Source organism: Pantoea sp. AN62 (assembly GCF_050432985.1).
Classification (GTDB): Bacteria; Pseudomonadota; Gammaproteobacteria; order Enterobacterales; family Enterobacteriaceae; genus Pantoea; species Pantoea brenneri.
On sequence record NZ_JBNPYB010000008.1, the window covers coordinates 122,410 to 148,346 of the forward strand.

23 protein-coding genes and 1 tRNA gene are annotated in these 25,937 nt (G+C 52.2%); 10 read left to right on the forward strand and 14 right to left on the reverse strand.

Features of this window, described 5'->3' with window-relative positions; translation table 11 throughout:
- Positions 1–160 precede the first annotated feature (160 nt).
- The 6 genes from FHW04_RS11395 to FHW04_RS11420 form a co-directional block, all read right to left on the reverse strand.
- Positions 161–1,618, reverse strand: coding sequence for an NAD-dependent succinate-semialdehyde dehydrogenase (locus FHW04_RS11395; RefSeq protein ID WP_069729733.1), 1,458 nt, complete (start codon positions 1,616–1,618; stop codon positions 161–163).
- A gap of 158 nt (positions 1,619–1,776) precedes the next feature.
- Complete coding sequence (gene cbl, locus FHW04_RS11400) at positions 1,777–2,736, reverse strand: HTH-type transcriptional regulator Cbl (protein ID WP_031377051.1); 960 nt, start codon at positions 2,734–2,736, stop codon at positions 1,777–1,779.
- Positions 2,737–4,846: 2,110 nt separating this feature from the next.
- The gene (gene nac / locus FHW04_RS11405; protein ID WP_031376306.1) at positions 4,847–5,764 is read right to left on the reverse strand and encodes a nitrogen assimilation transcriptional regulator NAC; all 918 of its coding nucleotides are present in this window, start codon (positions 5,762–5,764) and stop codon (positions 4,847–4,849) included.
- A 478-nt stretch (positions 5,765–6,242) separates the two neighbouring features.
- The gene (locus FHW04_RS11410; RefSeq protein ID WP_176035913.1) at positions 6,243–7,268 is read right to left on the reverse strand and encodes an ABC transporter permease; all 1,026 of its coding nucleotides are present in this window, start codon (positions 7,266–7,268) and stop codon (positions 6,243–6,245) included.
- Positions 7,269–7,291: 23 nt separating this feature from the next.
- A complete protein-coding gene (locus tag FHW04_RS11415; protein ID WP_031376308.1) occupies positions 7,292–8,776 on the reverse strand; it encodes a sugar ABC transporter ATP-binding protein in 1,485 nt (494 codons plus the stop codon).
- A 32-nt stretch (positions 8,777–8,808) separates the two neighbouring features.
- On the reverse strand, positions 8,809–9,732 hold the full coding sequence (locus FHW04_RS11420) for a sugar ABC transporter substrate-binding protein (protein ID WP_069729732.1): 924 nt from the start codon (positions 9,730–9,732) through the stop codon (positions 8,809–8,811).
- Positions 9,733–10,237: 505 nt separating this feature from the next.
- Between FHW04_RS11420 and FHW04_RS11425 the strand changes: the two genes are divergently transcribed.
- Positions 10,238–10,313, forward strand: a tRNA-Asn gene (locus FHW04_RS11425).
- A 161-nt stretch (positions 10,314–10,474) separates the two neighbouring features.
- Entirely contained in the window at positions 10,475–11,743 is a 1,269-nt protein-coding gene (locus FHW04_RS11430; RefSeq protein WP_003030858.1) for a tyrosine-type recombinase/integrase, read from the forward strand.
- Positions 11,744–11,922: 179 nt separating this feature from the next.
- Here the strand turns inward: FHW04_RS11430 and FHW04_RS11435 are convergent, their stop codons facing one another.
- The 8 genes from FHW04_RS11435 to FHW04_RS11470 form a co-directional block, all read right to left on the reverse strand.
- The gene (locus FHW04_RS11435; RefSeq protein ID WP_003030860.1) at positions 11,923–12,315 is read right to left on the reverse strand and encodes a helix-turn-helix domain-containing protein; all 393 of its coding nucleotides are present in this window, start codon (positions 12,313–12,315) and stop codon (positions 11,923–11,925) included.
- A gap of 54 nt (positions 12,316–12,369) precedes the next feature.
- The gene (cyoD, locus tag FHW04_RS11440) at positions 12,370–12,693 is read right to left on the reverse strand and encodes a cytochrome o ubiquinol oxidase subunit IV (protein WP_023137324.1); all 324 of its coding nucleotides are present in this window, start codon (positions 12,691–12,693) and stop codon (positions 12,370–12,372) included.
- Positions 12,690–13,307 carry a cytochrome o ubiquinol oxidase subunit III gene (gene cyoC / locus FHW04_RS11445; protein ID WP_023137325.1) on the reverse strand — a complete coding sequence of 206 codons (618 nt, stop codon included), beginning with the start codon at positions 13,305–13,307 and terminating at the stop codon, positions 12,690–12,692. Before cyoC ends, cyoD begins: the two co-directional genes overlap by 4 nt.
- Positions 13,297–15,294, reverse strand: a complete 1,998-nt coding sequence (gene cyoB, locus FHW04_RS11450) for a cytochrome o ubiquinol oxidase subunit I (protein WP_023137326.1) — start codon at positions 15,292–15,294, stop codon at positions 13,297–13,299. The genes cyoC and cyoB overlap by 11 nt, the downstream gene beginning before the upstream one ends.
- Positions 15,295–15,296: 2 nt before the next feature.
- On the reverse strand, positions 15,297–16,223 hold the full coding sequence (gene cyoA, locus FHW04_RS11455; RefSeq protein ID WP_023137327.1) for a ubiquinol oxidase subunit II: 927 nt from the start codon (positions 16,221–16,223) through the stop codon (positions 15,297–15,299).
- A gap of 105 nt (positions 16,224–16,328) precedes the next feature.
- A complete protein-coding gene (locus FHW04_RS11460; protein WP_023137328.1) occupies positions 16,329–17,861 on the reverse strand; it encodes a DHA2 family efflux MFS transporter permease subunit in 1,533 nt (510 codons plus the stop codon).
- Between the two features lie 3 nt (positions 17,862–17,864).
- Positions 17,865–19,064: an HlyD family efflux transporter periplasmic adaptor subunit gene (locus FHW04_RS11465; protein WP_003036413.1), complete on the reverse strand. Its 1,200-nt coding sequence runs from the start codon at positions 19,062–19,064 to the stop codon at positions 17,865–17,867.
- Positions 19,064–20,563 carry an efflux transporter outer membrane subunit gene (locus tag FHW04_RS11470; RefSeq protein WP_135708294.1) on the reverse strand — a complete coding sequence of 500 codons (1,500 nt, stop codon included), beginning with the start codon at positions 20,561–20,563 and terminating at the stop codon, positions 19,064–19,066. The genes FHW04_RS11465 and FHW04_RS11470 overlap by 1 nt, the downstream gene beginning before the upstream one ends.
- 185 nt (positions 20,564–20,748) lie before the next feature.
- Between FHW04_RS11470 and FHW04_RS11475 the strand changes: the two genes are divergently transcribed.
- From FHW04_RS11475 to FHW04_RS11510, 8 genes are all read left to right on the forward strand, one after another.
- Positions 20,749–21,423 carry a TetR/AcrR family transcriptional regulator gene (locus tag FHW04_RS11475; protein ID WP_003036407.1) on the forward strand — a complete coding sequence of 225 codons (675 nt, stop codon included), beginning with the start codon at positions 20,749–20,751 and terminating at the stop codon, positions 21,421–21,423.
- Positions 21,424–22,161: 738 nt separating this feature from the next.
- Entirely contained in the window at positions 22,162–23,088 is a 927-nt protein-coding gene (locus FHW04_RS11480; protein ID WP_003036404.1) for a hypothetical protein, read from the forward strand.
- A gap of 146 nt (positions 23,089–23,234) precedes the next feature.
- A complete protein-coding gene (locus tag FHW04_RS11485; RefSeq protein ID WP_003036401.1) occupies positions 23,235–23,420 on the forward strand; it encodes an AlpA family transcriptional regulator in 186 nt (61 codons plus the stop codon).
- Between the two features lie 121 nt (positions 23,421–23,541).
- Entirely contained in the window at positions 23,542–24,129 is a 588-nt protein-coding gene (locus tag FHW04_RS11490) for a DUF2857 domain-containing protein (protein ID WP_003036399.1), read from the forward strand.
- A complete protein-coding gene (locus FHW04_RS11495) occupies positions 24,119–24,328 on the forward strand; it encodes a TraR/DksA family transcriptional regulator (RefSeq protein WP_003036397.1) in 210 nt (69 codons plus the stop codon). The genes FHW04_RS11490 and FHW04_RS11495 overlap by 11 nt, the downstream gene beginning before the upstream one ends.
- Positions 24,329–24,724: 396 nt before the next feature.
- Complete coding sequence (locus FHW04_RS11500; RefSeq protein ID WP_003036394.1) at positions 24,725–24,946, forward strand: hypothetical protein; 222 nt, start codon at positions 24,725–24,727, stop codon at positions 24,944–24,946.
- Positions 24,947–25,016: 70 nt separating this feature from the next.
- A complete protein-coding gene (locus tag FHW04_RS11505) occupies positions 25,017–25,661 on the forward strand; it encodes a lytic transglycosylase domain-containing protein (protein WP_003036391.1) in 645 nt (214 codons plus the stop codon).
- Positions 25,658–25,936: a TrbC/VirB2 family protein gene (locus FHW04_RS11510; protein WP_003036389.1), complete on the forward strand. Its 279-nt coding sequence runs from the start codon at positions 25,658–25,660 to the stop codon at positions 25,934–25,936. The genes FHW04_RS11505 and FHW04_RS11510 overlap by 4 nt, the downstream gene beginning before the upstream one ends.
- Position 25,937 lies beyond the last annotated feature (1 nt).

Below are 25,937 nucleotides of genomic sequence, written 5' to 3' on the forward strand. Positions count from 1 at the left end.
TTCAATTTATCGACACAGTTCACATCATTGATAAATTTCCAGCTTTTTCAGAGTGCAGATAAATCAGAGCGCAGATAAATAAGTCAGCCGGTGAGAAAAGATTCAGCAAAAAAAACGCCAGCCCGAAATGCAGGCTGACGCATTTTTATTCACTGCTTATTCAGAGGCTGCCGATATGAAATGTTTTTTGTTCCAGGTACTCATCAATTCCATATCGCGAACCTTCCCGGCCAATGCCGGATAATTTCACCCCGCCAAACGGTGCCACTTCTAATGAAATTGCCCCGGTATTGAAGCCGACCATGCCGAACTCCAGCGCTTCCGCCACCCGCCACGCCCGGCGGATATTTTCAGTGAAGAAGTAGGCTCCCAGCCCATACGGCGTGTCATTAGCCATCGCAATTGCCTGCTCTTCATCATCAAAAATAAACAGCGGCGCGACCGGGCCGAAGGTTTCTTCATGGGCGATACGCATGCTACTGGTCACGTTACCCAGCACCGTCGGTTCAACAAAGGTACCGTTGTTGCGGCTGATCCCGCCGGTCAGCAGCGTGGCACCCTGACTCAGAGCATCGTCGATGTGTCCGTTCACTTTCTCTACTGCCCGGTTGTTAATCAGCGGGCCAATGGTGGTGCCCGGCGTAAAGCCATCGCCGACTTTCAGGGTGGCGACCGCCTCCAGCAGTCTGGCGCTAAAGCGTGGATAGATGTCGCGCTGCACCAGAATCCGGTTGGCGCAGACGCAGGTCTGGCCGGCATTGCGGAACTTGCTGACCATCACCCCGGCCACCGCTATCTCAATATCGGCATCGTCAAATACGATCAACGGGGCATTGCCGCCCAGCTCAAGGCTCAGGCGTTTGATGCTGTCAGCGCTTTGCTGCATCAGCAGTTGTCCGACCCGGGTAGAGCCGGTAAAGGAGATTTTGCGCACCGTGCGGCTGGCAGTCAGCGCTTCACCGATTTCGGTCGGCAGACCGGTAAGCACCTGCAGCACGCCAGACGGGAAGCCGGCACGCTCCGCCAGTACCGCCAGCGCCAGCGCTGAGAGCGGCGTCAGTTCAGACGGTTTGACTATGATCGGGCAGCCAGCGGCCAGCGCGGGGGCGACTTTGCGGGTGATCATCGCAATCGGGAAATTCCACGGCGTAATGGCGGCTGCCACGCCGACCGGCTGTTTCAGCACCAGAATACGGCGGTCATCGCTGGGGGCCGGAATGGTGTCGCCATAGATGCGGCGCGCCTCTTCAGCGAACCATTTAACAAAGCTGGCACCGTACAGCACCTCACCTTTGGCTTCTGCCAGCGGTTTGCCCTGCTCGGCGGTCATGATAATCGCCAGATCGTCGGCATGATCAATAATCAGCTGGTGCCATTTTTCCAGCAGCGCCGCACGCGTGGCATTGGGCGTCTTTCCCCAGGCAACGCGGACCGATTCGGCATGCGCAATCGCCTGCTCAGTCTCGGTTTTTCCCAGCGCTGGAATAGTGGCGATGGTTTCGCCAGTGGCAGGATCGGTAACCGGCAGTGTGACGCCCTGCTGTGCGCCCTGCCAGCGTCCGGCGAACAACGCCTGCTGGCGCAGTAGATCGCTATCTTTCAGTTGTAGTCGCGACATAACATCCCCTTGTGATCGGCTGATTCCACTTTATCGCGGCGGGTCAGCGCAGGATGTTGTTGTCAGAGAGGAGAAAGTGCCGGAAAGGAATTTTTCGCCGCGAAAAGAAATTTTATGCCGTGCGGCGAAATGCGCACCCCAGCGGATGCGCATCAGCGTTAAATCTGGAAGTCGATTACCGGTTCATCTTCATTACCGTAGGAGAGTGCCTGACGTTTGATCTCTTCCAGTGACAGGTTAGCGTTGCACAATTCAAGGAATTGCCAGACATAGTTACGCTGTAGCTGCCCGCGCTTGAGGCCGAGCCAGACGGTGCTGGCATCGAACAGGTGCGTCGCCTCGACCCGGACCAGGTCATCGTTCTCTTCGGTTTCGCATGCCTGATCGGCCAGTATCCCGACGCCTAAACCGAGTTTAACGTAGGTTTTCACCACGTCGGAGTCCTGTGCGCTGAGCACAATATCGGGTTTCAGTCCGGCCGACTGGAAAGCCCGATCGACGCGTGACCGTCCGGTGATCCCCTGACGATAGGTGATCAGCGGATAGCGGCTGAGGGTGCTGAGCGATACCGGCTGATTCTGCACCAGCTCATGCTCTTTCGGCACCAGTAAAGCGTGGTGCCAGCTGAACCACGGGAACGCCGCCAGGCTGCTGTTATTGACCAGCATTTCACTGGCAATGCCGATATCCGCCTCACCCGCCAGCAGCATGCTGACAATTTCCTGCGGCGAACCCTGATTCAGTTCCAGCCGGACGTTGGGATAGAGCTGACGGAACGCCTTAATGATTTTCGGCAGGCTGTAGCGCGCCTGGGTGTGGGTGGTAGCGATAGTCAGTATGCCGCTGGTTTCATTGGTAAAAACATCGGCCAGCCGACGCACTTTGCCGGCCTCATCGAGAATGCGCTCGGCGATGGTCAGTAATGCTTTTCCTGGCTCCGTCATGCCCAGCAGGCGTTTGCCACGCCGGATAAAAATTTCGACGCCCAGTTCATCTTCAAGGTCACGAATATGCCTGCTCACACCCGACTGGGACGTAAATAGCGTATTGGCGACTTCCGTTAAATTAAATTCACAGCGTGCCGCCTCGCGGATGATTTTAAGTTGTTGGAAATTCACGGTATTTACCTCCCTTTACGTAATCTGATTTGTTGATGGTAAGAACTATTATTGATAACAGGAAATACTAAAAAAGTTACTTATATGACAATAGGGAATAAAGGGGTGGGATTGAGGGGGGCGTGTTCGCTGCGCGAACGGGGCTGCAGAGGGTTTCGTTTGCCGGCTGGCAGCGGGTATGCACTGAGCGGGTTTCGCCCGCCTGGCCCTGGGTTCGCTGCGCGAACGGGCTATGAGCAGGTTTCGTTCGCCGGCTGGCTGCGGCAGTTTCAGTTTCGCCGCTGCCGGCGACCGACAAGGGGGCGCCAGTCGCCGCGCCCCCTTGACCCCGGGCTCCGGCCTGCTTCACCGCCGCTTCGCGGTCCCTTCGCCTCTTCCGGATTTCTCACGGACCGTCGGGACGCGCCATCCCTGGCACGACCCCGACTCTTCGCGACCTCCCTGTCGCTCGTCCTGAAATCCCTCATCGGCTCAGCGCTTCAGATGGCCTCCCTAACCCCTCGCTGTGATTTTTATGTTTCTTTATGGGTGCTTCGTTGCTGTGATGAGTGAACACTATAAGTGTCAATGTTTCTTTCACGTTAAGAGGCGTTAACCGTCAGGAAAAAGAAAGTATCCATACAGCCACCAGATGTAATCCCTGCCACCAGCCACCAGGCAAAACCAGTCCATATACAAGACAGAGAGATTACAGACGGGGATTTACCAGAGGCGTCCGCAGCGCTGAGGAACAACCGGGGGCCAGGAGAGCCGACAGGAGGTCGGCGAAAGGACGGATCGTGCCAGGGATGGCGCGTCCGGCCGGTCCGTCGGCCGCAGGGCGTGACGAAGGAACCGCGCGCAGCGTGGCGCGCAGGCCGCCGGACGCCGGGATTGTTAAGGGGCGGGCGTCCGCCCCTTGACGCGTCCGCCTGCTCAGGCAACCTGAAACTCCCCATCGCCTGGCGGGCGAAACCTCACTCAATGTCAGACCGCAGCAGGTCTAACTAACCCACCAGACACCAGGCAAAACCAGTCCATATACAAGTCAGAGAGATTACAGACGAGGATTTTACCAGAGGCGTCCGCAGCGCTGAGAAGTGAACGGAGGCCAGGAGAGCCGACAGGAGGTCGGCGAAAGGACGGATCGTGCCACGGATGGCGCGTCCGGCCGGTCCGTCGGCCGCAGGGAGTGACGAAGGCACCGCGCGCAGCGTGGCGCGCAGGCCGCCGGACGCCGGGATTGTTAAGGGGCGGGCGTCCGCCCCTTGACGCGACCGCCTGCTCAGGCAATCTGAAACTCCCCATCGCCTGGCGGGCGAAACCTCACTCAATGTCAGACCGCAGCAGGTCTAACTAACCCACCAGACACCAGCCAAAACCAGTCCATATACAAGTCAGAGAGATTACAGACGAGGATTTACCAGAGGCGTCCGCAGCGCTGAGGAACAACCGGAGGCCAGGAGAGCCGACAGGAGGTCGGCGAAAGGACGGATCGTGCCAGGGATGGCGCGTCCGGCCGGTCCGTCGGCCGCAGGGAGTGACGAAGGCACCGCGCGCAGCGGGGCGCGCAGGCCGCCGGACGCCGGGATTGTTAAGGGGCGGGCGTCCGCCCCTTGACGCGACCGCCTGCTCAGGCAACCTGAAACTCCCCATCGCCTGGCGGGCGAAACCTGCTCAGTGTCAGCCTGCTGCAAAGCGAAACCTTATCAATCTTTCCCCGCTTTCAGCGGCCTGAACCCAGCCAGTCAGGGCTAAAAACTCACCGGCAGGATTTTACCAGAGGCGTCCGCAGCGCTGAGAAGTGAACGGAGGCCAGGAGAGCCGACAGGAGGTCGGCGAAAGGACGGATCGTGCCAGGGATGGCGCGTCCGGCCGGTCCGTCGGCCGCAGGGAGTGACGAAGGCACCGCGCGCAGCGTGGCGCGCAGGCCGCCGGACGCCGGGATTGTTAAGGGGCGGGCGTCCGCCCCTTGACGCGTCCGCCTGCTCAGGCAACCTGAAACTCCCCACCGCCCGGCGGGCGAAACCCGCTCAGTGTCAGACCGCAGCAAACGCAACATTACTCAATGTCAGTCCGCACCAAGCGAAACCCGCTCAATATCAGACCGCAGCAAGCGTAACCTGCCCCATTAACTCACCAACATCAACTCACGCTCTTCGCTCATCGGCTTATTCAGCAGCGACAGCAGAATATTTTTTACTGCCTGCGCCGACGGCGACAACGGTAAACGGGCGGAGATATTCAGCGACAGCGGCAGGCTGAGTGACGGACTGTTGATCCGTGCCATCCAGGCATTGGTTGAGCCAACCAGCGAACGTGCGGCGGATTCCGGCAACACCGTGACGCCCATACCGCTGGAGATTGCCGCCGTCAACGTAGAGATCGATTCGATTTCGCCGATGATACGTGCACTCAGGCGACGCAGTGAAAACGCCTCATCGACACGTTTGCGCACTGCACTGTAGTCGCGCGGCAGGAACAGGCTCATCTGTGCCACATCAGCCAGATCGACACTGGCACCCGGACAGTCGGTGGCACCGACCAGATACAGCTCCTCTTTCATCAGCGGCATGCTGTTAATTCCGGCGGTCGGCGCACGATCGTACAACACCGCCATATCCAGCTGACCGTTCATCACTTTCTCATTCAGCGAGCTGCCGCTGTTTTCATGCAGATAAACCAGCACTTCCGGGAACTGATCGCGTACCGTCTGCAACAGCGGCATGGTCAGCGATGACGCCGCCGTACCCGGAGCCAGCCCAATCGAAACCTGACCGCTTAACACCTGGCCAGCATTGATCACCGCGGTTTGTGCCTGCTCACACTGGCGCAGGATGGTCCGTGCATGCGAGTAAAGAATCTTACCGGCTTCGGTCGGTGTGACGCCGCGCTTGGTGCGAATCAACAGTTGTTGATCCAGTTCGTTCTCCAGCGTCGCAACCTGCTGACTCAGCGCAGGCTGGGCGATGTGCAGCACTTCTGCCGCCTGAGTCAGACTGCCGATATCGACGATTTTAACAAAGTACTTCAGTCGTCTTAAATTCATCTTGCCTCCGTCACTAACCCCGAATAGCTAAATTGGTCTGAGCCAACCGCGTTGTTGCTAAGGAAATTGCAAGATGCAGGCCAGGTTTCATCCGGGCAGCCATCAGCCCAACCAGAATTTTCCTAACGCGCCGGAAAATAAGCGTTTCTGATTACCTCATAAGAGTTAATAAGCGGCGGCGATAGGCTGTCCGGCGACGAAACGGCCAGTCACGCACCGCGATAGTGCAGACGCTGCGAGTCAGGCGTGCATAAAAGTGATGACCTGCAGATCCGTTTTAGTGCAGCGGTAAGCGGATAAGGCACGCACAGCCTGGCTTCAGGCGCTGGCGTGGCGGCTCAGCGTGTAAACGTTATCAGTGGGATTTCTTATCGTTGGCGGGAATTCGCCGGGATCGGACTGAACATTGCCCTCTCTGCCAGGCAGCAGAGAGAGCAATGCATGCGCCAGGGTCCGGCGGCGCAGTACCGGTGGCAAATCAGCGTTTTTTACGGTTGCGATGCATATCAATCGAGACCGCAGCGACAATGATGATCCCTTTGATGATGTCCTGAATATAGGCATCGACACCGACAAAGGTGAATCCGCTTTTAATCAGGCCGAGGATCACTGCACCGATCAGCGTACCGGTGATGCGGCCGACGCCGCCCATCAGGCTGCTGCCACCGATTACGGCTGCGGCAATCGCATCCAGCTCATAGGACATCCCCATGCTCGACTGTCCGCTGCTGACACGGGCCGCCAGCACCACACCGGCCAGGCCAGAGAGCGCACCGGCAATGGTATAGACGATGATCAGGTACTTATTAACCTTGATACCCGAGACTTTGGCGGAGGTCATGTTACCGCCGATGGCGTAAACATATTTACCGTAGCGGGTATGCTTCAGGGCGATATGAAACAGCAGCGCCACCACCAGGAAAATCACCACCGGCATCGCGCCCTGGCCGATAGAGGTAAAGCCATCGGAGAGGAAGCTGATCGGGTTACCCTGAGTGTAATACTGTGCCAGACCGCGCGCCGACACCATCATGCCGAGAGTGGCAATAAACGGCGGGATACCGGTGCGGGTGATCAACACGCCATTCACCAGACCACACAGCAAGCCGACTCCGATACCGGCGGCGATCGGGATCACCGCCGGCATATTCACCAGCGACGGATACATCGGCGACAGGCTGTCCGAGGTTTGCGCCAGGCTGGCGGCGACGACGGCCGTCAGGGCGATAACCGACCCGGATGAAAGGTCGATACCGGTGGTAATGATCACCTGGGTCACGCCTACCGCGATAATCCCGATAATCGCCACCTGCAACACAATCAGGATCAGACGGTTGGTGTTGAGCAGGAAAGACTGGTCACGCACGTACCAGCCGAACATTTCAAAAATTAACGCTATCCCCACCATCACCACAAAAATGCCGGTATCTTTCGGCAATTTGTGACGCAGACTGGCGAAAAAGGAGGGTTGCTGCGGAGCTGCCGGGGTGGCAGTGGCTTTCATATTGCTCATAGTTGTCTCGCGCCTCACTCGGATGCCAACGACAGAATGGTTTCCTGATCGGCTTCTTCTTTATCGAGGATGCCGGTTATACGCCCGCCGTGCATCACCATTACCCGGTCGCTCATGCCGAGAATTTCCGGCAATTCAGACGACACCATAATGATGGCTACGCCACGGTTGGCGAGTTCACTGATTAAGCGGTAAATCTCCGCTTTTGCCCCGACGTCGATACCGCGCGTCGGTTCATCCAGAATCAGGATCTTGGGTTGCGCCAGCAGCCAGCGGGCAATCAATACCTTTTGCTGATTGCCGCCGCTGAGGTTGTTGATGATCTGATCCATGGTCGGGGTTTTGATGTTGAGTCGTCGGATTTGATCCATGCAGTCCTGCGCCATCTTCACATGGCTGACAAAACCACTTTTCCCGCTGTACTCCGGCATGTTGACGATGCTCATGTTCTCCATCACCGATAGCACCAGAAACAGCCCGGACTTTTTGCGATCCTCGGTGAGAAACGCCATCCCCTTCTCAATCGCGGTGGACGGCGAGTCGATATTGACCGGCACACCATCAATTAAAATTTCACCGCTATCGAAGCTTTCCATGCCGAACAGGCTTTCCATCACCTCGCTGCGGCCCGCGCCTACCAGACCGGCCACACCGAGGATCTCGCCACGGCGAACGCTGAAGTTGATATCGGTGAAGCGGTCTTTACAGCTCAGATTACGAACCGTCAGCACATCTTCGCCGATATCGTTGTTGAATTTCGGGAACAGCTGGGTCAGTTCACGCCCGACCATCTGGGTGATTAATGACTGGCGGGTGTATTTCGCCGTCTGGTCGCTGCCAATCCAGCTGCCGTCGCGGAAAATACTCACTTCGTCGGTGATGGCGAAAATCTCATCCATCTTGTGACTGATATAAATGATGGCTTTGCCCTGCTCACGCAGGTCACGGATGATGGTGAACAGATGCGCAACTTCCGTTTCAGTTAACGCGGAGGTGGGCTCATCCATAATGACGATGTCGGAATCCCACGAGACTGCTTTGGCAATTTCCACCATCTGCTGCGATGCGATACTCAGATCGCCGACCATACGATCGGCTTTCAGGCGGATGTTCAGTCGGTTCAGCAGCGTCTGCGTCATCTGATTCAGGCGGGCGTGATCGACAAAGCCAAACTTCATCGGTTCACGACCCAGCCAGATATTCTCGGCCACCGTCATGTACGGCACCAGATTCAGTTCCTGGTGGATCATCGAGACACCGGAACGCAAGGCATCCATAGTGTCCTGAAACTGCACCGGCTCCCCTTTAATGCGGATGGTACCCTTATCGGGACGATACATCCCGATAAGGCACTTCATTAAAGTGGATTTGCCCGCGCCATTTTCGCCCATCAAGGCATGTACCGTTCCCGGACGCACCCGCAACGAGACGTTGTCGAGTGCCTTCACCCCGGGGAAGAACTTGCTGATGCCTTCGGCTTCAAGCGCAAAAGCGGTCATACATCACCTCCGTACAGCTGGGTCGGGAACGATTATTTCAGATTACGCTGGGTAAACTGGTCCATATTTTCTTTGGTAATCAACTGGTAAGGGATATTGATAACTTTCTGTACTTTTTCGCCCTTCGCCAGTTTCACCGCAGCCTGAACCGCGCCTTCACCCTGGCCCTGCGCATCCTGGAACACGGTGGCGATCATCTTGCCCTGCTTCAGCATCTGTAACGCATCTGGCGTGCCGTCGACGCCAGCAATCAGGATTTTGTCGGGATTCTTACCCAGCGCCTGTAAGGCACCGATTGCCATTTCATCGTTGTTTGAGGCGATGGCGTTGATGTCGTTGCCAGCGGTCATCCAGTTGCTGACCACATCCACCGCGTCGTTACGCATGAATTTTGCGGTCTGCTTCTGCACGATTTTGATGCCGGGGAATTTTGCGGCGACTTCTTCTACCCCTTTGGTGCGGTCACGGGTCGATTCATTCGCCAGGTCGCCCATCAGAATGGCGACGTTGCCTTTGCCGTTCATCGCTTTGGCGAGTGCTTCCATTTGTAAACGTCCGGCCAGTTCGGAATCGGAACCGACGTAGGCCATTTTGTCGGTCAGCTCAGCCTGTGGACGACGGTTAACGAAGATCAGCGGGATACCGGCTTTACTGGCCTGATCCATAATCGGCTTCACCGCGTTGGTGTCGACCGGGTTGACGATGATGGCGTCAACGCCCTGACCGATGAAGGTCTGAACCTGTTGCAGCTGCTGTGAAACGTCACCTTTGGCATCTTCTACCTGACCTTTAACGCCATCTTTCTGCATCTCTTTCTGCATTGAGGTGCGCAGGATGGTGAGAAAGTTGTCGTCAAACAGTGCCATAGAGACACCAACCGAGAGATCTTTTGCCATGACGGCGGCAGGCAACATGCAGGCTAACAGTGAGGCGACAATCGTTTTTTTAATGTTCATAGGGACCCTTCTTATTTGTTAACTTGCTCAGTGGCTGACACTGCGAATGAAAAATATCTTTTACATTCATCCAACCGGGCTGGCGTCTGTTTCGGTAAATTTGAGGTAAGACTTCCGCTTCTGGCTATTTTTGTGACCGACCACTCCTTTTCACAATCACTTGATTCACAAACAGTTAATTTCAAAATGACGTTTTACTTTTTCAGAAAGGTTGCGTCCGTGATGATAAGCAGTTTATTTATTCCATATAATCACGTTTTGAAATTTTTATCATAAAAGCACTGAAATGATTGTTTTAACATCGCCAAATAACAAAACTTTGACACGCATCTAACATCTGTGGAGAAATGCCTTTAAATTGAGATCCTGTTGGCAGTTTGAAAAGTCACCGAAAACCCTAAAAAAACGCCGATCCGCTGCTTTTACGAGCATCTGAACGCAATTCATCAAAGAGAGCTTTGACAAGCTGAACCCACGCCGCTAATATTCGCCCCGTTCCAGCAATTCCTCTGTAGTTCAGTCGGTAGAACGGCGGACTGTTAATCCGTATGTCACTGGTTCGAGTCCAGTCAGAGGAGCCAATTTCCTGCTTTCATGCATCCTTGCGAATCATTATATGATGTTGGTTCAACAGGTTAGCGTGAAAACTCTTCCCGATGCATTTTGATTTTATCCTCCGCATCGGGAGAATTTGGTGGTCAGATTTGGGGTCAGTTTGGTTCGATTATGGAGTGACCCCCATATGTCTCTCAACGACACGAAAATCCGCAGTCTCAAACCTTCTGAAAAATCCTTCAAAGTCTCCGATTCACACGGTCTATACCTCTTGGTCAATCCAGGCGGCTCACGTCTCTGGTATCTTAAGTATCGAATTAACGGTAAAGAATCCCGCCTTGGCTTAGGCGCTTATCCCGATGTATCCCTTTCCGACGCCCGGCAACAACGAGACGGTATCCGCAAGTTGCTGGCGCAGAACATTAACCCCGCTCAGCAACGTATAGCCGAAAGAGCCGCCCGCTCACCGGAAAAGGTCTTTAAGACAGTGGCGCTGGCGTGGCATAAAAGCAATAAAAAATGGTCGCAGAATACCGCTGACCGTCTGCTTGCCAGCATGCACAATCATATTTTTCCGGTTATCGGACATCTGTCCGTCACGGAACTTAAACCCCGTCATTTCATTGACCTGCTGAAAAGCATTGAGAAAAAAGGTCTGCTGGAAGTCGCGTCCCGCACGCGGCAGCACCTCTGTAACATCATGCGTCATGCGGTTCATCAGGGATTCATTGACAGCAACCCGGCGGCAAACCTTGACGGCGTGACAGCGCCCCCCGTTAAGCGCCACTACCCCGCCCTGCCGCTGGAACGCCTGCCGGAATTGCTGGGGCGCATTGATGGTTATCAGCAGGGACGAGGGTTAACCCGTCAAGCGGTCCTTCTGACCCTTCACCTGTTTATCCGTTCCAGTGAACTGCGTTTCGCCCGATGGAGCGAGTTTGATTTCAGGAACTGTATCTGGACCATCCCCGCTACCCGCGAAGCTCTTCCCGGTGTTCGTTATTCCGGACGCGGAGCCAAAATGCGCACGCCCCACATTGTTCCATTATCCCGGCAAGCCATCGTTATCCTGAAACAAGTAGAGGAAATCTCAGGTCATCTGGAACTAGTGTTCCCCGGTGACCATAACCCTTACAGGCCAATGTGTGAAAATACAGTCAACAAGGCACTGCGACTGATGGGCTATGACACAAAAATGGACATTTGCGGCCATGGCTTTCGGGCAATGGCATGCAGCGCCTTAATGGAATCCGGACTCTGGTCGAAGGATGCTGTTGAACGCCAAATGAGTCATCAGGAACGCAACAGCGTGCGGATAGCTTATATCCACAAAGCTGAACATCTGGAAGCCCGTAAAGCGATGATGCAGTGGTGGTCTGATTATCTTTATACGTGCCGGGAAAACTATGTTCCCCCATATATATATAGTAAAAATATCAGTCATGAAGCTACCTGAGTCAGCAAAAAACTAATCAGGATTACGATAACAACAGCATCTGACAACGCAGATGCTGTTGTTATTTTTCTGTATCTTCTTCATGGTATTTCCCCTTCCATTTATCCTTGTCAGTTGGTATTAAAATCCGCCCTGTAATTTTAGAACAAAACAATGAGGGGTATGATATTCACAGAGGGTTATAACTCATCACGCTTTATACCAGAACTCTTTTTCAGAACAGGTTTATTCCTTCTGACAGCCCCTGGTGTATGATGCATTTCATTTCTCATCGCTCGGGTAAATACCTGCTGACTGGTAAACCCGAGCATAAAGCACACCTCTATGACGGGTATATCCGTATTCTCCAGTAAAAAATAAGCACGTCTTAGTTTTTCAAGCTTTATATATTTCCCTAGACTTATTCCTGCCACCTCCTTGAACATCCGTTGAAAATGCCATTTTGAATAACCAGCTTTTGCAGAAACATCCTCAACCTTCAGCGGCTCCTCCAGATGCTCATCAATCCATTGCATAATTTCATACACCACAAGTCGGTTTATCTTTTCCTTCCGTATTTTTTTTATGTCCATATATAGCCCCCCACAATGAGGCAGACAGGAATAACAGAAAGGCCAAAGCCCTGTTCACATCATCTGATGATTGAGATTCCACATGATCCACAACGACCCGGTAATAATGATAAAGATAATGACAGCGGAAAAGACAATGGTTACGAGGTTCCAGCGCATTTCAGAAGAAGCATTCAGGTGAAGAAAATACACCAGATGTACCAGCACCTGAACAACGGCACACGTCATGACCCCGCCTGCGATGATCCCTGCGGAAACACCACTGTCCATAACCAGCCAGAACGGGATCACCGTCAGAATGACCGACAGGAGAAAGCCGGTTATATAAGACATCGTATTGCCGTAAGCTACGCCCTGTGCGTCTGCAGAATGTCTCATGGCATTGCTCCCATCAGGTAAACAATACTGAACACGCAAATCCAGATGACATCGAGGAAATGCCAGAACAGACTCAGGCATATCAGACGGGGGCGACTGAATCCTGACAGACCTCGTCGGGCAACCTGATACATCAGGATCAGCATCCAGATCAGTCCACATGTCACATGCAGACCATGGGTGCCCACCAGAGTAAACAGCGCTGACAGGAAGCCACTGCGCTGTGGGCCGAAACCCTCAGCAGTCAGGTGACTGAACTCCCAGACTTCCATTCCGATAAAACCCAGACCACACAGAAATGTCAGGGTCAGCCATCCAAGTACACCGCCCTCGCGGTCTTTATCCATGCTGATAACAGCAAAACCATAGGTAATCGAGCTAAACAGAAGCAGCACAGTTTCCGCCAGTACAAACGGAGGTTCGAAAATATCCTTACCCGCCGGACCACCTGCAATGTTATGAACCATGACGCCGTAAGTCGCGAACTGGGTGGCGAAGATAATGCAGTCGCTCATCAGGTAGATCCAGAAGCCGAAGACCTTACTGGTACCTGTACCCTGATGCCCGTGCTCAGCACGGGTGCGGAAGGATGAATCCAGGGCTTCACTTACCATATGTCACACCGGCTTTGTTTATTTCTGCAAAGTGCTGATCCTCGATTTTTTTTATCTCGGCGACGGGTACGTAATAATCCACATCTTCATCGAAGCTTTTAATAACCCAGGTCAGGATAATCCCGAGGAATGACAATCCCGCCAGCCACCAGATATGCCAGATAGCCCCGAAGCCAAACCCGATGCAGAGCAGACCAATAATCAGCCCCGCCCCGCTGTTTTTCGGCATATGGATTTCGGCATAGTTAGCAGGTTGCTTGTATGCCTCCCCTCTTTCCTTCATTTCCCAGAACGCATCACGTTCGTGGACAAAAGGCACTTCAGCAAAGTTATAGAATGGCGGCGGGGAAGAGGTGGACCACTCCAGTGTCCGTCCGCCCCACGGGTCGCCGGTCATATCCCGGTTTTCGTGGCGGTCGCGCACCGACACCCAGAACATAATGACCTGGCACAGTATCCCGCAGGCTATCAGCGCAGCACCGCTGGCTGCCACGACCAGCAGGGGATGGAACTGGGGGTCAATATTCTGACTCAAGCGGCGGGTCATCCCCATGAACCCCAGCACATAGAGCGGCATAAACGCCACATAAAATCCGATGATCCAGAACCAGAACGCCCTCTTGTTCCATTTTTCATTCAGGGTGAACCCCATCGCTTTCGGGAACCAGTAGGACACACCAGCCATACTGCCGAACACCACTCCGCCGATAATGACATTATGGAAGTGGGCAATCAGGAACAGGCTGTTGTGCAGGACAAAGTCAGCTCCCGGCACGGCCAGCAGGACGCCGGTCATACCCCCTATAGAAAAGGTGACAATAAAACCTACCGTCCATAACATAGCGGAGTGCATCTGAATGCGCCCCTGATACATGGTGAACAACCAGTTGAAGATTTTCACACCAGTCGGGATAGCGATAATCATCGTCATGATCCCGAAGAAGGCGTTAACGTTCGCACCGGCTCCCATGGTGAAGAAGTGATGCAGCCATACCAGGAAGGAAAGCAAAGTGATGGCGACCGTTGCCCACACCAGCGAGGTATAACCGAACAGACGTTTCCTGGAAAAGGTTGCCACCACTTCCGAGTAGACCCCGAAGACCGGCAACACCAGTATATACACTTCCGGATGGCCCCACGCCCAAATCAGGTTGACGTACATCATCATGTTGCCGCCCATATCATTGGTGAAGAAATGGAAGCCCAGATAGCGGTCAAGGGTCAGCAATGTCAGCGTGACGGTCAGCACAGGGAAAGAAGCGATAATCAGCACGTTGGTACACAACGACGCCCAGGTGAACACCGGCATCTTAAACATCGTCATACCCGGTGCACGCATTTTCAGTATGGTGACGAAGAAGTTAATCCCGGTCAGTGTGGTCCCGATCCCCGACAGCTGGAGTGTCCATATCCAGTAATCCACCCCGACACCGGGACTGTACGCTAACTCCGAAAGCGGCGGATATGCCAGCCAGCCGGTGGTCGCAAACTCCCCCACTCCCAGGCAGAGATTAACCAGCACCACGCCTACCACCGTTAACCAGAAACTCAGGTTGTTCAGGAAAGGAAAAGCCACATCACGCGCGCCAATCTGCAGGGGCACCACAATATTCATCAGGCCGATAACGAAAGGCATCGCCACGAAAAAAATCATGATTACACCGTGACCCGTAAAAATTTGATCGTAGTGCCAGGGCGGCAGATACCCCGCCCCTTCCACTCCGGATGAGGCCAGTACCTGCTGGCTGCGCATCATGATTGCATCGGAAAAGCCGCGCAGTAACATCACGAACGCGACGATGATGTACATGATCCCGAGCTTTTTATGGTCAACGGAGGTCAGCCATTCGGACCATAAATATTTCCACTTACCGTAATATGTGATGGCGGCAACAATTGCCACACCAAGTATCAGAATAGCAACGATCGTTACCCTGACAATCGGGTCCTCAGGTATGGCATCCAGCGTCAGTTTTCCTGTGAGCATAATTAATTTCCCCGCGCTCTGTGTGAGAGGTGTTGTTCCGGCTCTGACCCAGTCATTCCCGTCTCCTTATCGTGATCGTGTGCTTTAAATTTTTCAGTCACGTATCTGAACAACGTCGGATCGATGACAGAGAAGAATTCAACCGGGTGGTTTTCGTCAGGCTCAGCCAGTTTTTCAAAATCAGCCGGACCGAGCAGCATATCCGGTGATTTCTTCACATCAGCGATCCACTGTTCAAACGCGGTATTATCCGGTACGGCAGTCGCTTTAAATTTCATGCCGGAAAAGCCCCTGCCGCTGTAACTGGACGAGATTCCGTTGAAGGTTCCCGTTTCACCGGCGATCAGATGCAGCCGGGTCTGCATGCCCGGCATCGCATAAATCTGGCTGCCGAGTGCCGGAATAAAAAAGCCATTCATCACGGAATTGGATGTAATACGCAAATTCAAGGGGGTATTTACCGGGAATACAATCTGATTGACGGTGGCAATGCCCTGTTGGGGATAAATAAACAACCATTTCCAGTCCAGGGAGATGACTTCGATATCGATGGGTTTCACCGCAGAGGTCAGTGGCCTGGATGGGTCAAGCGCATGGGTGGACTTCCATGTCAGCACGGCCAGAAACAGAATAATCAGGACGGGCACCGTCCAGACCACCGCCTCCACTTTATTGGAGTGGGACCAGTCAGGCGTATATTTCGCCGTGGTATTCGTGGTCCGGTATTTCCAGGTAAACACAACTGCCATCAGAACCACGGGAATAACGACCACTAACATCAGACAAAAAGCCGTAATGATTAGCGCCCGTTGTTCAATAGCGATTTGCCCTTTGGGATCAAGTAAAACAGCATGACATCCGCTTAGTAATAACGTCCCTGTTATTACCGGCAGGCATTTCACAATGGTCTTATATTTATGATATCGCATGGGACAACCTCATTTCACGGACTTGCAGACCGGCAATAAATAATGAAACCTTTTCACGGGGAGATACTCTGCCCTTCTCATTCCCGCTACCGCCATTCCTGTTATTTAATGGCCCGACATCTTCTGAAGCGGCCCTTTCGGTTTTTTGATTAGCCAGATAATGCCTATGGACCCCAGCATCAGAACGGTGGCCGACTGATAGAAATCGTTCGTTGCCAGCATGATGGCCTGACTGTCGATCATTCTCGAAAACAGAGCCGCTGACGTGTCTGTCGGAATACCGGCCGCGCCCAGCGTGTTGCTGACAATCCCTGGCACGTCAGGATTGATTGCCGTCACCAGCTCCGCTCGGTTAAATTTTGTCATATGTTCCCAGTAGGTCTGGGTCAGGGAAGAGCCTACCGCCATGCACATGACACGCAGGAAGTTCTGCAGCCCGGAACCGGCTGCCACTTTCTCCGGCGGCAGTTCGGACACGCCCAGCGAGGTGAGCGTGATAAGGCAGGCGGGAACTCCGGCCCCCAGAACGAACATGGGAACGGCAACTGACATAAAGTCAGCCTGCGACGTCAGCAGGGCACGCATCACAAAGGAGACCGCCAGTACCCCCATGCCATAGCTCACCAGCAGACGGGGATCGACCTTCGGCAGCAGACGACCAATTATGGGCGAGCTCAGGACGGCCAGGATCCCCATGGGGCCCGTCGCATACCCGGCCCAGGTTGCCGTGTATCCCATCCATTGCTGTAACCAGAGGGGGGTCAGCACGATATTCCCGAAGAAAATACCGAACATCAGACAGAGCGTGACGGTAGATACCACCCAGTTACGTGACTTAAATACGCTCAGATCCAGCACCGGTTGCTCAGCGGTGAGCTCCCAGATAATCAGCGAGATCAGGGCAATAGCGGCCACAATGGCGCAGACAATGATAATATCCGAGGAAAACCAGTCCAGTTCACGTCCTTTATCCAGCATGATCTGAAAGGCTGCCACAAAGATGACGAGCAGACCCAGCCCCACGCTGTCCAGCCGGGAACGGCTGATATGTGTTTCTTTCCCCTTCAGCACCCACCAGGTCCCAAACCCCACAATCAGACCAAAGCCGATATTGATGTAAAATACCCACTGCCAGCTCCAGTTATCCGAGATAAGCCCACCCAGTATCGGACCGAATATAGGCGCTACTACCGTCATCATTCCCCAGAGCGCCACGGCAATGTTGGCCTGTTTCTTCGGGAAGGCTGCAAGCAGCAACGTGGAAGAAAGCGGGATCAGCGGGCCACCGGCAAGCCCCTGCAGCACACGGAAAATGGCCAGGCTCGGTAGTGACCAGGAAAGACCGCAGCAGACAGAAAAAATCACAAATGCAACAACAGAAAAAAGGAATACGCGCACCTGACCGAACTGCATCGCCAGCCAGCCGGTCAGCGGCACCGTGATGGCTTCAGCCACCGCATAGGCGGTGATGATCCAGATTCCTTCTGTTGTCGACACGCCCAGGTAACCGGATATTGTGGGCATCGCGACGTTAGTAATGGTGGTATCGAGTACCACCATAAAATTCCCGAGCGAGAGCACGATTGCCGCAACAACCAGTTTGAATCCGGACAGAGGTGGAAATGCTGAACCAGACATACCTTATTTCTCCGTGTGGTCATCTCTGGCATTCGATGTCAGGTCCACCGTCACTTCCATGGACAGCCCGATGCGCAGAGGATTTTTACGCAGTTCTTCCCGCTCCAGACGAACACGCACCGGCAGTCGCTGCACGACCTTAATCCAGTTACCCGTGGCATTCTGCGCCGGTATCAGTGAAAGCGCGGAACCGGAGCCTCCGTCAAATCCCTGAACCACACCGTGATAAACAACACCGCTGCCGTACAGGTCTGAAGTCAGCTCTACCTTCTGGCCCGGTCTGACGTCGCTGAGCTGACCTTCCTTGAAATTCGCATCAACATAAATATCCTCGATGGGCACAACCCGCATCAGCCGGTTTCCAGCCTGAACATGCTGCCCGATATCCACTGAGCGCTGTGTTACCACTCCATCCACCGGGGCCCGGATAACCATACGCGCCAGGTTTATACGGGCCTGATCGAGACGGGTTCTGGCCGCCACCACAATGGGGTTAGTTTCAACGGTACTGTTCAGAAACAGGGCCTCGTTCGCCTGCCGGGATCCTTTTGCTTCGACACTGCCAGCGCGAGCAGCTTTCAGACTGGCTTCCGCTTCTCCCAGCGCGGCCGTTGCCTCCCGTAATTCTGTCTGCGCATCCGTAAAATCCTGCTCAGATACGGCCCCGGCTTTCACCAGATTCCGGCGACGTCGCTCATCAAGGGTGGCCTTATCAAACCGGGCTCGTGCCCTCGCCACATCATGTTCGGCGCTCTGAATACCTGCTTCACGCGAATCAAGCTGTCCGCTCAGAGCGGTGTCATTGGCCATAATCTGCATCACCTTCCGCCGGGCGCTGCCAAGCTCAGCTTCAGCCTGTGACACCGCAATTCTGGCGTCCGTCTCATCAAGCACGACCAGTACATCACCGGCATGCACAAGCTGCGTGTTGACCACATTTACTTTCTTCACCGGTCCGCCGACAAGCGGCGTGACGTCTGCGACTTCGGCAGCGGTATAGGCGTTATCCGTTGAGACGGATTTACCGGCAAAGAAAATCAGCCAGATGGCATAACCGATGGCGATAAGAATCAGGACGCCACCAAACAAAGCGAATAATTTACGGCGATGCTTTTTTTTATCACCGCTATCCGGTTTTGCATTCGTGTTATCCAGAGCCCTGTCCATATCCTGTGGGCCGTTTTTATCTTTATCTTCAGTCATTACGGTTTCACCTGCGCATCAAATGTTGAACTGGATTCAAATCCGCCCCCAAGGGCCTTGACGAGTGACATATCCAAGACATAACCCCGGGAATGCATGGCTGTATTCGCCAGCTCAGCCTGGAGTAACGCATCTTCAGAAATGAGAACTTCCTGATAATCGGCCAGCCCCCCCTGATACCGGGCTTTTGCCAGATGATAAGCTTCCTCGCTGTGGGACAAAGCAGATGCGGTTGCTTCTGACCTGCCCACCAGAGCAGCAAGGCTCCGTGTAACATCAGCAGTTTCACGTAATGCCTGTGTCAGCGCCTCGTTATACGACGCCACCGCATATTCATATTCCGCTCTCGCACCTTTATAGTTGGCGCGTAAACGCCCGCCTTCAAAAAGGGGTAAGCTGATGGCAGGTCCGACGCTCCCGATATCAGAGCCCGAGCTGAACAGGTTATTCAGCCCCAGTGACTGGTATCCGACGAAGGCCATCAGGTTCACGTTCGGGTAAAACTGCGCTCTGGCAACACCGATATTGCTGGCGGCGGCTTCAACCCGCCACCGTGCGGCCACCACTTCCGGATTGCGTCCGAGCAGGTTTGCGTTCAGCGCATCAGGTAACCCGACAGGGCGGCGCATCTGCAACCGGGGTCTGAGGATATCCAGCCCTCTGTCCGGCCCCCGGCCCAGTAAAGCCGCGATGCCGTTTTGGGTTAATTTGATTTGCTCATCGGCTTCAGCCAGCGCCGCTCTGGCGACATCCAGCCGGGCACCGCTTTCTTCCACGGAGACTCTGGAATCAAGTCCCTGAGCATGGCGTAACTGCACCAGCCTGACGGTATCCGTCCGGTTACGCAGTTGTCGGGCCGCAATGTCACGACTGTCATACTGGTACTGCAGACGGATATAAGCGTCCGCGAGCATCGTCGTCAGCATCAGTTTCGCGGCGGCGGCATCTGCCTCAGCAGCGCTGGCTTCGGATGTCGCGGCACGCAGCGCATCCCGGTTTTTACCCCAGAAATCCAGTTCCCAGCTAAAGTTGAGGCTGGCCTGCCCCATATCATTCCATCCGTGCGGCACGGCTGTTTTAGGGTAGATGTAGTTGTAGCTGAGCTTCTCTTTATCAATGGACGCGCTGGCGTCCATTGACGGGTATAACCGGGAACGGGCGACACCGGTTCTGGCCGTGGCTTCACGCACCCGGGCTTCTGCCTGTGCCAGAGAAGGTGAATGCGCGGTGGCTTCACTCATCAGCTGGTTAAGCTGCGTATCGCCGAAGGCCATCCACCATTTTTCCTGCGGCCAGTCAGCATGCGGAGCGGAAAAACTGCGTTGTGAAATCAGCGCCGCAGCCTGCTCCGGCTGAGGAGCAGTTCCCAGATCGGGGATCGCAGCACATGACCCCAAAGCAAGACTGAGCACGGAGATAACACATCCTTTCAGATAATGCGGACGGTACCTTACTGACTTCGTCCCATGTGCAAATCTGTAACCTGACACACACCTCATTCTTGATCGCCCTGTTTATTCTAGTTTACGGCGAACAAAGTAAACCGATCGGTTCGGTACAGTCAAGACCAAATTTCACTCAACTACGTCGCAAAAATACGTGAGTAGCACTCAGGCCTGAACGATATGATTTCGAGTTTCATCTTATGGTAAGATCAAGCTTTATTCCGGATAAGGAAGTGCAGATGTCGGTATCAACAAAGACCTCAATTGACACTAGAAGAAAAAATAAAATACTTTCTAATGATATAGTTAGTAACTTACCTGAAAAAGCACAACGCGTGCTTGAAGGAGCAAAAGCTATTTTTCTGGAAAGAGGCTATGCAGCAGCATCAACAGATATGATCCAACAGGCTGCTGGAGTCTCAAAATCAACCGTATATGCATATTATCCAAATAAAGAAGCATTATTTACAGCAGTGATTGAAATAGAATGTGAGCGTTTTCTTCAAAAAGTACATAAAATTAAAATTTCGGGAAAAGATATTTATGATAAATTATTTAAAATAGCCCGAACGTATCTGGATATTGTGCTTTCGGAAAATGGCCTCGCTCTCTACCGTGTTGTAGCTTCTGAAACACCGCGTTTTCCTGAATTAGGTAGACGTTTCTATTTAGCAGGTCCAGAAAAGATAAATAACATTGTTGAAGAAATACTACAACAAGCTGAATCTAAAGGAGAAATCTCGTTAGGTGGTATTGGGCGAAATGCAGTTGCTTCCTTATTCGTGAATATGGTACGCGGTGAGCCTCAAATACAGTGCTTAATGCATCCAAAATCTTCCACTTCTGCTGCACAGCGTGATCAATGGGCAAAGGATGCGGTCAATGCCTTTTTATTAGCCTTTCGTAAAGGATAATTATAATCTCCAGTTTTAAAGAAATTAGAAGATGCTCAGGAGTTTATAATATTATCAATTTGTTCCATATTATTATATGGAACACTACCATCAAGTGGATTACATTTTCCGAATCGTTCTTCTCTATAACTCCAGGCGACTAAATTTAGTTAGCGCCCTAACTTGCCTCTTGACAGAAATTTTGTCTATCCTGATCAAATCGAACCGTACCGTTCGTTTTAGTCAGGAGACGTTAGCATGATCGGAGTAGTAAGGTTTTCAGAACTAATGGAGCACTGGGAGGCAATTTCTCTACCAGCACCAGGAAGCATCTATGAGCCAAAGCAGCGCTCAAGCAACTGCCTCAAACATAACCCTTGCAACATAAAAGATTGGATTACTATTGAATTCTCTCAACAGGGATCCTACAAACGAAAATATGAAAATTTTCGCCATAAAGATCTTGTACTACTACTCTTTATTATTTCGGCTCGATATTTTATTCATAGAGTTTTATCTTCGTTAGTCTTAATATTATTCAGTTCATCCTTCATTATGCTCTCAGGAAATTGTCTCCTCATCCATAGTTACGAGAGAAAATTTCATAGCGAACTAAAAACTAGTTTAACAATTTTATTTTTAAACTCTTTACTTTATAAAATAGGGTTCATTTGTACATTATCGATAATATTCATGAATAATGAAACAGTGAATCGTAATTTAAGTTTTGCATAGAAAAATATGTAAAAGGAGTTTTTCATGTTGAAAAGCAGCGAGATCATAAACGGTTCGCTTCCGAAACCTGACTGGGTAACCATACAAGAAGCCGTTAACATAATTAATACAGAGAGCAACGAAAGAATCAAAGAGAGTGATATTTACCGTTATGCATTATATAATAAAATTAATCTCGCCATATACTTTCAATCTCCAATTATTCTGAGAAAAATAAAATATGCATTTCAAAAAGTAAAAATGCATCCAGCTAGAGGGACATTGATTCATCGTTTATGTCTGCTAGAAAAAAATAGCTTTATTAATGGATGGGACTCAATTTTCAGTACTGAGGGCAGATACGTCCACTCCACACAAAATATTATTGATACATCACTTATTGGGTTTGAATGTATTTTAATAAAGCAATTTCTCGCATGCTCATTGAATATACCATTACCAATTATTGGGAAAAACACGGTAAATTATGGCATCACTGTTACTATGTCCAATGAAGTTTTTCAGCTGTTTGAAAAAACAACCTGGAAGTGTAGAATTGAACATCAAATAAAAAACCTACCAACAGATCTGGCGTTTGATATTATGGAGAGAATTTCTTCAGAGGGAACGATAAATCAAAATACAAAGCAAGAATATTTCCCCCTCTATAATTTGCCTCAGGATTCCTGCTTTGTTATTCGTTACTCAGAGATTGAGAAACTAATTAGCACCCAGGTTACAGAGAAATCCCTCCCCTCTTCAACTAGAATATCCACACCCTTGTCAAGGTTATTTTGGCTCGCTTGTAGGCACAATGATGTTATCAGTCCATTAATAAAACAACCCTATAAATTATTGACAATTTTTGAAGAATGGGCGGCAGCTGATGGTATCACTGACCGTCTAAGCGGTGATACTTTAAAAACAGCACTAGAGCGTGGCTCCCCTCCGTCCTCATCCTTATTAAATTGATATTGTGTTTATCTGTCAACAATATGATCCCGTATTTAGTTTATTAAACCCCGTAATACGGGGTTTACCACTACCACTTCTCCTTCCGTTATGCTTTTTTATTATCTCCAGGCATACCAATGTTTGTTTTGCTACAGGAGACAATCATGACATCACATCAGTTATTACGCTTAAAAAAGGTTGAAGAAAAAACCGGCTTGAAACGTTCACAAATCTATCTGTATATGAAAGAGGGTACATTTCCTCGTTCAATAAAAATCGGACCAGCCAGTGTGGCCTGGCTGGAATCAGAAATTGACGAATGGATCAATATTAAATTGTCCCGGCGCTAAACGCGGTCAAGGGAAGGCGAATTAAAGCAACTGATTCAACTAAATACCCTCCAACAGGCTATATACCCAGATATTTCTGCATCTATCTTGCCTGTTGAACAAAATATACGGAATACATATTATGATCCCTTCACTAAATTACGCCGTACTCACCAATGCCCTGCAGGCGCTTAATGAAGGCAATATTCGTCACTGTGAAGATCTCGGTTTCACATTTGACGAAATGAATGCCCTCAGCCAGCTCTCGCCAGATGCACTCTTTACGCTGAGCCGAGCAGCCGCGCCTTTTATCGCAGTCTCGCTACGCCACGATGTTCTGCACCAGTTGCTGGCCCATTCTGGTCAGGAAGAACAGCGCCGACAACTAATTGACCGGGCCATACGACTGGGCGGCTCCATCGCACTGATGAACCACTATTTTGGTCTCACCTCCAATGAAGTCTGCCTTCGCCGTCGGTTGCTGGGTGTCAGCGTGCCGTATGGCCGAACGCCTGAACCGGATGAAAAGACAGATGTGGCTATCTGGTTGCAATGGCAGCAGCGCAGGGTAGAAAACCTTGAATCGCCCGATGCACTGATCACCATGATGCAGGTGACGGAAATCCTGCAGCCAGAGGCCGAAGCGCTGTCACTCACCACGGTCTGGAAACGTATCGCACTGTGCGAACAGGAAGCCGCTACTGGCAGGAGGACTCTCCATGCCGGATGAGATCGACCGCGATCAGGAATTTAATGAACAGCGACTGGAGGAGATGATTGAGCAGAACCGTTTTAAGCCGGGTTCAACACCATCATTATTTCACTGTCGTATATGTGGTAAACCTATTCCTGAAAAACGACGGCAGACTCTGCCGGGCATAACCACCTGTACAGAATGTCAGGAACAACTTGAGCATCGCAGACGCTAATAATAGCGATAAAGACGTTCGGGGATATTATTTCTCTGCACGTCTTTCTGTTTCCATTAAAATAGAATGCCTTCTTTATTATCTGTTCTGCATCCTTCTCCCTCTTTCCGCATCTGATAATCCTCGCCAGTTTATCTCTCTTATTTTTGTTTTGAATTTATCGTTTATATCCCGCACTGAATATCTGATTCTGAAAATGCCATAACAACATGGTTGCCCTGATGGACGTTCATTCGTCCAGGCCGGGGATTGTTCTTTAACAAATTGGATCGGGCTGTCACGTAACCACAATTCAGGGTGCCGCTGAATGTTCTCGCTGACCCGTTAAAACCGGAATGCAGAACCGGGATGTGACCTTTTTATTGCTTTCACGGCTATTTTATTAAAGGAAATACCATGAGAAAACCCAATTATCACGTCTTTATCACTCAGGAAAGTCAGCCCGATGCACAGGGCGAGAAAAACACGTACTGGACCAGGGTTGGTGTGGCCTTCGCACATAACGGTAAGCCTGGCCTGAATATCGTGCTGATCCCCGGTATTGCGGTTTCAGGCAGGCTGGTACTGCTTGAACCGAGAGAAGAGAGTGACATTTCACAGGATGCCGCAGCCGTTTAACCCGCTTTTGTCCTTCTCCCCGGTAACGTGTTTTTGTATACGCTGCCGGACCCACGGTTACGAGGCCACTATGCTTTCCACCACAGCCTTTCTGGCGCTGGCGACGCAGTGCGCCACCAGTGTTCACCCGTCCACGGCACTTGATGTGGCACGGGTCGAATCCGGTTTTCACCCTTACGCCATTGCTGAAATCGTGCCGGGCGGCAAAGGTGTGATTTCACATTTTCCCGCAAGCCATGATGAGGCGATGAGCCTCACCGGACGGCTGGCGGCGCAAGGCCGACGCTATTCGGTCGGCCTGATGCAAATCACCAGCACCAATTTCCGCCATTACGGCGTCACGGCCAGCGACTTACTTAACCCTTGCATCAATCTGTCGGTATTTGAGCGCATTCTCGCCGACTGTTACCGGCGCGGTAGCACTCTGAAACGAGCGCTCAGTTGTTACTACTCCGGCAACTTTGAAACCGGTCAGCGACCGGAATCCGCCTTTAACCAGACCAGCTACGTACAGCGCATTGGCTATGTCGTCCCGTCCACCCGGGAAGACCGGCAGCGAGCCCCTGACCCGAGCACACAACCGTCTGCCCGTTATCCCGCCGTTGTGCTGCGCGGCGAGCCTGCCGGTGCCACTGCGCCGATCCTGACTTCCCTGCATTATCCCGATTCCGTCATTCGCGGCGCTATCCCTGTTATCCCTGATGAGGAGAAATGATCATGCGTAAACGCCGTTACTCCGCTGTTGTTTCCGTGCTGCTGTCTGCCCCGGTGCTGGCGGCGAACAGTGGTTTTAACAAGGCCAATGAAACACTGAGCAATACCTCGACCGGCCTGCTGGGACTGGCCGCCGTCACCATCACACTGGCGACTATGTGGGTGGGCTACAAGGTGCTGTTCGACGGCAAGAGCCTGCATGACATGCGTAACATCATCATCGGCGCGATCCTGATCGTCGGCGCGTCCGGCTTCGGTGCCTACTGGGCGTCATAAG

Bases quoted from the DNA above. Each gene is read 5' to 3' on its own strand.
- FHW04_RS11475 (WP_003036407.1), top strand. From the start codon at position 20,749: ATGTCGGTATCAACAAAGACCTCAATTGACACTAGAAGAAAAAATAAA.
- FHW04_RS11505 (WP_003036391.1), top strand. From the start codon at position 25,017: ATGCTTTCCACCACAGCCTTTCTGGCGCTGGCGACGCAGTGCGCCACC.
- FHW04_RS11465 (WP_003036413.1), bottom strand. From the start codon at position 19,064: ATGACTGAAGATAAAGATAAAAACGGCCCACAGGATATGGACAGGGCT.
- cyoD (WP_023137324.1), bottom strand. From the start codon at position 12,693: ATGAGACATTCTGCAGACGCACAGGGCGTAGCTTACGGCAATACGATG.
- FHW04_RS11415 (WP_031376308.1), bottom strand. From the start codon at position 8,776: ATGACCGCTTTTGCGCTTGAAGCCGAAGGCATCAGCAAGTTCTTCCCC.
- FHW04_RS11435 (WP_003030860.1), bottom strand. From the start codon at position 12,315: ATGGACATAAAAAAAATACGGAAGGAAAAGATAAACCGACTTGTGGTG.
- cyoA (WP_023137327.1), bottom strand. From the start codon at position 16,223: ATGCGATATCATAAATATAAGACCATTGTGAAATGCCTGCCGGTAATA.
- FHW04_RS11430 (WP_003030858.1), top strand. From the start codon at position 10,475: ATGTCTCTCAACGACACGAAAATCCGCAGTCTCAAACCTTCTGAAAAA.
- FHW04_RS11470 (WP_135708294.1), bottom strand. From the start codon at position 20,563: ATGAGGTGTGTGTCAGGTTACAGATTTGCACATGGGACGAAGTCAGTA.
- cyoC (WP_023137325.1), bottom strand. From the start codon at position 13,307: ATGGTAAGTGAAGCCCTGGATTCATCCTTCCGCACCCGTGCTGAGCAC.
- FHW04_RS11410 (WP_176035913.1), bottom strand. From the start codon at position 7,268: ATGAAAGCCACTGCCACCCCGGCAGCTCCGCAGCAACCCTCCTTTTTC.
- FHW04_RS11420 (WP_069729732.1), bottom strand. From the start codon at position 9,732: ATGAACATTAAAAAAACGATTGTCGCCTCACTGTTAGCCTGCATGTTG.
- nac (WP_031376306.1), bottom strand. From the start codon at position 5,764: ATGAATTTAAGACGACTGAAGTACTTTGTTAAAATCGTCGATATCGGC.
- FHW04_RS11480 (WP_003036404.1), top strand. From the start codon at position 22,162: ATGTTGAAAAGCAGCGAGATCATAAACGGTTCGCTTCCGAAACCTGAC.
- FHW04_RS11495 (WP_003036397.1), top strand. From the start codon at position 24,119: ATGCCGGATGAGATCGACCGCGATCAGGAATTTAATGAACAGCGACTG.
- FHW04_RS11395 (WP_069729733.1), bottom strand. From the start codon at position 1,618: ATGTCGCGACTACAACTGAAAGATAGCGATCTACTGCGCCAGCAGGCG.
- FHW04_RS11510 (WP_003036389.1), top strand. From the start codon at position 25,658: ATGATCATGCGTAAACGCCGTTACTCCGCTGTTGTTTCCGTGCTGCTG.
- FHW04_RS11490 (WP_003036399.1), top strand. From the start codon at position 23,542: ATGATCCCTTCACTAAATTACGCCGTACTCACCAATGCCCTGCAGGCG.
- FHW04_RS11485 (WP_003036401.1), top strand. From the start codon at position 23,235: ATGACATCACATCAGTTATTACGCTTAAAAAAGGTTGAAGAAAAAACC.
- FHW04_RS11460 (WP_023137328.1), bottom strand. From the start codon at position 17,861: ATGTCTGGTTCAGCATTTCCACCTCTGTCCGGATTCAAACTGGTTGTT.
- cyoB (WP_023137326.1), bottom strand. From the start codon at position 15,294: ATGCTCACAGGAAAACTGACGCTGGATGCCATACCTGAGGACCCGATT.
- FHW04_RS11500 (WP_003036394.1), top strand. From the start codon at position 24,725: ATGAGAAAACCCAATTATCACGTCTTTATCACTCAGGAAAGTCAGCCC.